Consider the following 5,459-nt stretch of genomic DNA (forward strand, 5'->3'; position numbering starts at 1 on the left):
CGAGGCAGTGGTCGCGGTTGGACGCCTGGGAAAGCTGCGCCAGGAAGCGATCCATATTGTCGGCAAGTCCGGCGGCGCTGCCGGGCGCTGCCTTGATGATCTGCAGTCGTTGCGGTTGTGTCGGCACCGGTGCATACAGGACATCAAATGCCGGTGTTTGCGTGGCCGCGTACTCGCGCGCCAGTTTCTCCGCCAGCCAGCGCTTGCCCGTGGACGGCGGCCCGGCGGCATAAATATTGAACCCGGCACGCGCGCTGCGCAGGCCGAAACGGATGGCGGCCTCGGCGCGTGCCTGCCCTACCGGCCGCAGCGGCGCGCCGGCGTCACCCAGCTCTACGCGGGCGGATTCGCAGTGGCGATAAACCTCGGATTCTTGCAGCAGGATCGATGGATCGGGTGTATTCATAAGCAGTCTTTAATACTCGCGGGTTTGGGCAGCCATGACTGCAATGGGTACGTTTGCATCATTCAGCTTTCGGCGCTGATGATGTTATTATCTGAATCATAAATACAAAAGCACTCAGGGGACAGAGGGATTTCAAGGACATGAGAACGCGGGGCAGCGTGCTGAAGCTCAGTGCCGGATTTTGCCTGTTGATCAGCGCATCAACGCTGTCGGCTGTTGATTTTACCAGCCCGAACGATGCCATGCCCATGCCATCGGACTGGCGCGCGCAGCCCATCCGTTACGAAGAACCATTCAGAAAGGCTGACCTCGTCGTCACCCTGGGGCAGCAAACCCACCCGGCCTTGCACCAGGTTATTCGCGAATACGCCGCCAAAAACAAGCTGAATATTCATATCGAAACCGGCAGTTGCGGCGTTTCCGCCGGGCGACTGAACCGCAAGAACGTGGATGTGGCAGCGTTTTGTTGCCCGCCGGGAAAAACCGATCGCCTGCCCGGGCTCGAGTTTCATACCATTGGCATTGCGCCCATTGCCCTGATTACGCAGCGAAACAATCCCATTGAAAACCTTTCCATGGAAGAAGCGCGCGGCATATTCCGGGGCGGTATCCGCGAATGGCAGACCATCTCCCCGCTTGGTGATAACCCGGCACACAACCATATCAACCCGGTGGGTCGATTGCATTGCAAGGTCAGGCCCGGTCACTGGCATGCGCTGCTGGACAAGGAATCGGATTTTTCACCGACGCTGTTTGAAGTGGGCGTGATCCAGGACATGTTGTCGCAAGTGGCCAACAAGCCCGGGTCGATTGGTTATGAAACCCTGTTCATGATCAGGCACTACAAGATGAGCGACAAGATCAAGTACCTGAAAATTGACGGCATGAACCCGAAGCTGCCGGAACATACGCTGACCGGTCGCTATCCCATGTACCGCACCTATAACCTGACCACCTGGAGCGACAAGCATACTCGCAAGGCGCCGGCGTCTGCGCTGGTGACGCACCTGATGGAACACGTAGAATCCGAATACCGGAACTATGACTTTATCCCGGTATCGCAACTGAAACGCCATGGCTGGAAGTTCAACAAGGATGAACTGATCGGCGGGCCGGGCAATAACGACGGGGTTCACAAGCCATGAAACTGAATAGCTCGTTGACACTCAAGTCGATGTCAGTCGTCGCCCTCACCGCCACGCTGACGTGGCTGATCTCTGATCATTTTGAAAGCCAGGCGGTCAACGAAACCTTTACCAAGAAACTGAAAGCGCAGCTGTCGGAAAAAGCCCGGGAACATCGCACGCGTTTTGATCAATACATCAAGTCGCATAATGATGCCGTGGCATTGCTGGCATCCAACAGCGCCGCAACCCGTCACATTACCAGGCTGCCGGATAATTGCAGCGCCAGGCAACACAAGGAGTCACCGCCGTGGTTACCGAAACCGGGCCTGATGCGCCGGTTTATCAAGCCGCGCATGGTGTTCCTGCTGAACAATCAACGCCAGGTGTGTGAATACTTCAGCCCGGCTGACCCGGTGCCGTCACAATTGCTGCGGCCTGATGAAATGCTGCTGGTACTCAGCAGGCAGCAAAGCTTTATCACGTCGTTCAACAACCAGCCCTACCTGGTGACCTCGGAACCGGTACGCTCCGGCTCCGGCCAGCAACGCGCCATGATGCTGCTGGCATCGCCGGTAGATGGCCGGTTCCTTGCAGGCTCGCAGGCACCATCCACCGGCCACGATATTATTGCACTGTTGTCCGGCTCCAGTGACGACATTATTGTCAGCAGCCATGAAGACATGTTGCCGGCAGGCACAACACTCAAGCTGGCAAGCAAAAACTATTTTGTTACCGGCCTGGGCTTTTTTGATTATGGCGCGTCCGATGTCACCATTCGTTTTGCCTCGCTGCTGCCCAATGCCGAGGTGACCGAGCTGACCGACAGCATCATGTCGTCTGCGCATCGTTCGCGCGCGATGACCGCGCTGATTTATGTTGTCACCTTCGGCTTGATGATCATCTGGATCGTCAAGCGCATCGAAAGCCTGACCCAGCGCGTGGTGGATTTTTCGGTTGCCATGGATGTGGATGATACCGAGGATACAAAACACGGCGACCCTATCGATATCCTTCATGATCGCTTTGCCAGCCTGGCACTGAAGATAGCGCGCGAAACCGAGGCACTTGAATACCAGGCGCTGCATGACCCGCTCACCGACCTGCCCAATCGCAAGTTATTGATCGGCTCCATCGAGCGCGAAATTTTCCGCAGCAAGCGCTACAAGACTCCGTTTGCACTGCTGATGATTGATCTTGACCGGTTCAAGGATATCAATGACACCCTGGGTCATCACATGGGCGACTTTATCCTGCAACAGGCCGCGGAACGGCTGACCGAACTGTTGCGTCATTCCGACCTGGTGGCACGGCTGGGTGGTGATGAGTTCGGCATCCTGCTGCCGGAGACGGCACAGAAAGATGCGATCAGTACTGCCGAAAAGATCTGCGCCGCGTTTGAAAAGCCGTTCATACTGGATGAATACAACCTGACCGTTGGCGTCAGTATTGGTATTGCCGAGTACCCTGATCACGGCCAGGACGAAATCATTCTTTTGCAGCGCGCTGACGTGGCCATGTACATGGCCAAGCGGCGCGGTGGCGGCCATGCCCTGTACGATCCACGGCGTGATGAATACAGTCATGATCGCCTGTCATTGATGACCGAGATGCGCGATGCGCTGCAAAACAACTCTCTTGAATTGTATTACCAGCCCATTATCAATACCCGCAACTACGAACTGGTCTGCGCCGAGGCACTGTTGCGCTGGGGGCACCAGCGCTGGGAAGACGTGGGACCGGAAACCTTTATCCCGCTGGCTGAACATACCGGCCTGATTCAGCCGTTGACGGACTGGATAGTCAGGCGCGCCGTAAGCCAGTGCGCAAGCTGGCAGGATCACGGGCTGGATATCGGTATCAGTATCAATATCTCCGTGCACAACCTGCACGATACGGCACTGACCGACAAACTGTTACAGGCGCTGGAAGCCAACAACGTCAGTCCCGGCAAGGTTCACATCGAGCTGACTGAAAGCGCAATCATGACCGACCCGATGTACGCGCAAAAAACCCTGGGTGAGCTGTTTGAGCGAGGGGTGCAGATTTCCATTGATGATTTCGGCACCGGTTATTCGTCACTGTCGTACCTTAAGCAGTTGCCGGTTTCCCATATCAAGGTGGATCGTTCTTTTGTCCGTGACATGGACCGGGATGACAATGACGCGATGATAGTGCGCGCCACCATTGACCTGGCGCACAACCTCGGGCTCAAGGTGATTGCTGAAGGCGTGGAGAATATGGAGACCCTTGACCTGCTTGGCATTCTTGGCTGCGACCTGGCCCAGGGTTATCGCATCGGCAAGCCGATGCCGGCCGACGCGTTTATTGAGTGGTGTGATACCTACAAACAGCAGTTTGCCGGCAGGGGCGTTATCTAGGTGCGCCGCCGGCAGTCATAAGCCTGGAATTGATCAGGCGGCCTGGACCGGGATGGAGTGACCGAGACGGATAATGGCGTTATGGCTGTCGACGTATACCAGTCGCGGCTTGAACCCGGCGACCTCGCTCTCATCAACACGCGCGTACGTACAGATAATAATGATATCGCCGGGATTGGCACGGTGAGCGGCAGCGCCGTTGACCGAAATCACGCCGGAACCGGCCTCGGCACGAATCGCGTAGGTGCTGAAACGCTCACCATTGGTAACGTTGTACACTTCCAGCTGCTCGTATTCCATAATGTCCGCCGCTTTCAGCAGCACTTCATCAATGGCAACCGAGCCTTCGTAATGCAGTTCAGAGTGTGTCACCGTGGCGCGATGCACCTTGGCTTTAAGCAATGTACGTTGCATAAATGCAGTCTATCCAATCAAACAGAATCCGCTAATTATCGCGGTTTAGGCCGGGAGTTTCAAATCCACCTCAAGATTATCAATCAGGCGGGTTTTGCCCAGCCGCGCCGCCACCAGGATCACCAGCGCCGTATCGTTCGCCTGCGGCGGTGCCAGGTCCGCCTGTCGGCGCAGCTCCAGGTAATCCAGCTCAAATCCAGCGGGCTTTAGCCGGGCAACACAAGACTCGCGACAGGCATTTATCCCGGCAATTCCCTGTGATTGCAGGCACTCGGCCAGCTGCCGCAGCACACTATATAGTACCGGCGCTTGCTGACGCTCGGCGGCATCCAGGTAATTGTTGCGCGAACTCATGGCCAGGCCATCGGTTTCGCGCACGGTATCGACGCCGATAATGTCGATAGGCATGCCCAGGTCAGCGGTCATCAGCCGGATGACCATGAGCTGCTGGTAGTCTTTTTTGCCAAATACAGCCACATCCGGCTGCACCAGGTTAAATAGCCGACAGACCACCGTCGCCACGCCACGAAAATGCCCCGGTCGCGAGGCGCCGCACAATATTCCGCCAAGCCCGGGGACTTCGACAAAGGTTTGCTCAGCCTCGCCCCGCGGGTACATCTCGGTCACCGATGGCATGAACAGGCACTGCACACCTTCGGCCATCAATGCCGCCCGGTCCTGCTCGGGCGTACGCGGGTAACTGTCCAGGTCCTCATTGGCACCAAATTGCAGCGGGTTAACAAAGATGCTGGCAATAACCACATCCGCATGTTTCCTGGCTTCGCGCACCAGGGTCAGGTGACCGTCGTGCAAGTTACCCATGGTCGGCACAAATGCCACGCGCTTGCCTTCGGCAAGACAGGTTTTGCGCCACTGGCGCAGCTCGGAAATAGTATTCACCTGGAGCATGGGTTTAACTCAGAAGCTGTGTTCCGCAGCCGGGAATTGGCCGGTTTTGACAGCCTTGACGTAGGCCTCGATAGCGCCGCCAATAGAATCGGCGTCGTGCATGAAATTGCGCGAGAATTTCGGGCTCGGACGCGGGTACAGGCCGAGCATGTCCTGCAACACCAGTACCTGGCCGTCGCAATCCGGCCCCGCGCCGATGCCAATGGTGGGAATCTGCAACTCTGC

General features: G+C 56.9%; 6 protein-coding genes. 2 read left to right on the forward strand and 4 right to left on the reverse strand.

The genetic code is table 11. The annotated features are described in order from the left end of the window. Window positions 1-406 (reverse strand): AAA family ATPase (locus OEZ10_14525; protein ID MDH5634182.1); only part of this gene is annotated, 406 nt, incomplete at its 3' end. Window positions 407-546: 140 nt separating this feature from the next. On the opposite strand from OEZ10_14525, the gene OEZ10_14530 reads away from it, so the two are divergent. Together OEZ10_14530 and OEZ10_14535 are read left to right on the forward strand one after the other, a co-directional pair. Continuing rightward, a complete protein-coding gene (locus OEZ10_14530; protein ID MDH5634183.1) occupies window positions 547-1,551 on the forward strand; it encodes a hypothetical protein in 1,005 nt (334 codons plus the stop codon). Continuing rightward, window positions 1,548-3,911, forward strand: a complete 2,364-nt coding sequence (locus OEZ10_14535; GenBank protein ID MDH5634184.1) for an EAL domain-containing protein — start codon at window positions 1,548-1,550, stop codon at window positions 3,909-3,911. Before OEZ10_14530 ends, OEZ10_14535 begins: the two co-directional genes overlap by 4 nt. Before the next feature lie 33 nt (window positions 3,912-3,944). On the opposite strand, the gene OEZ10_14540 is transcribed toward OEZ10_14535, so the two are convergent. The 3 genes from OEZ10_14540 to OEZ10_14550 form a co-directional block, all read right to left on the reverse strand. After that, on the reverse strand, window positions 3,945-4,325 hold the full coding sequence (locus tag OEZ10_14540; GenBank protein MDH5634185.1) for an aspartate 1-decarboxylase: 381 nt from the start codon (window positions 4,323-4,325) through the stop codon (window positions 3,945-3,947). A gap of 45 nt (window positions 4,326-4,370) precedes the next feature. Continuing rightward, window positions 4,371-5,234 (reverse strand): pantoate--beta-alanine ligase, encoded by an 864-nt coding sequence (gene panC, locus OEZ10_14545; protein MDH5634186.1) that lies wholly within the window; start codon window positions 5,232-5,234, stop codon window positions 4,371-4,373. Window positions 5,235-5,243: 9 nt separating this feature from the next. Beyond that, window positions 5,244-5,459: 3-methyl-2-oxobutanoate hydroxymethyltransferase (locus tag OEZ10_14550; GenBank protein MDH5634187.1), on the reverse strand; the 216-nt coding region annotated here is incomplete at its 5' end.

The organism is Gammaproteobacteria bacterium (genome assembly GCA_029880545.1).
In the GTDB taxonomy this organism is placed as follows: domain Bacteria; phylum Pseudomonadota; class Gammaproteobacteria; order Acidiferrobacterales; family SZUA-150; genus JAOUOD01.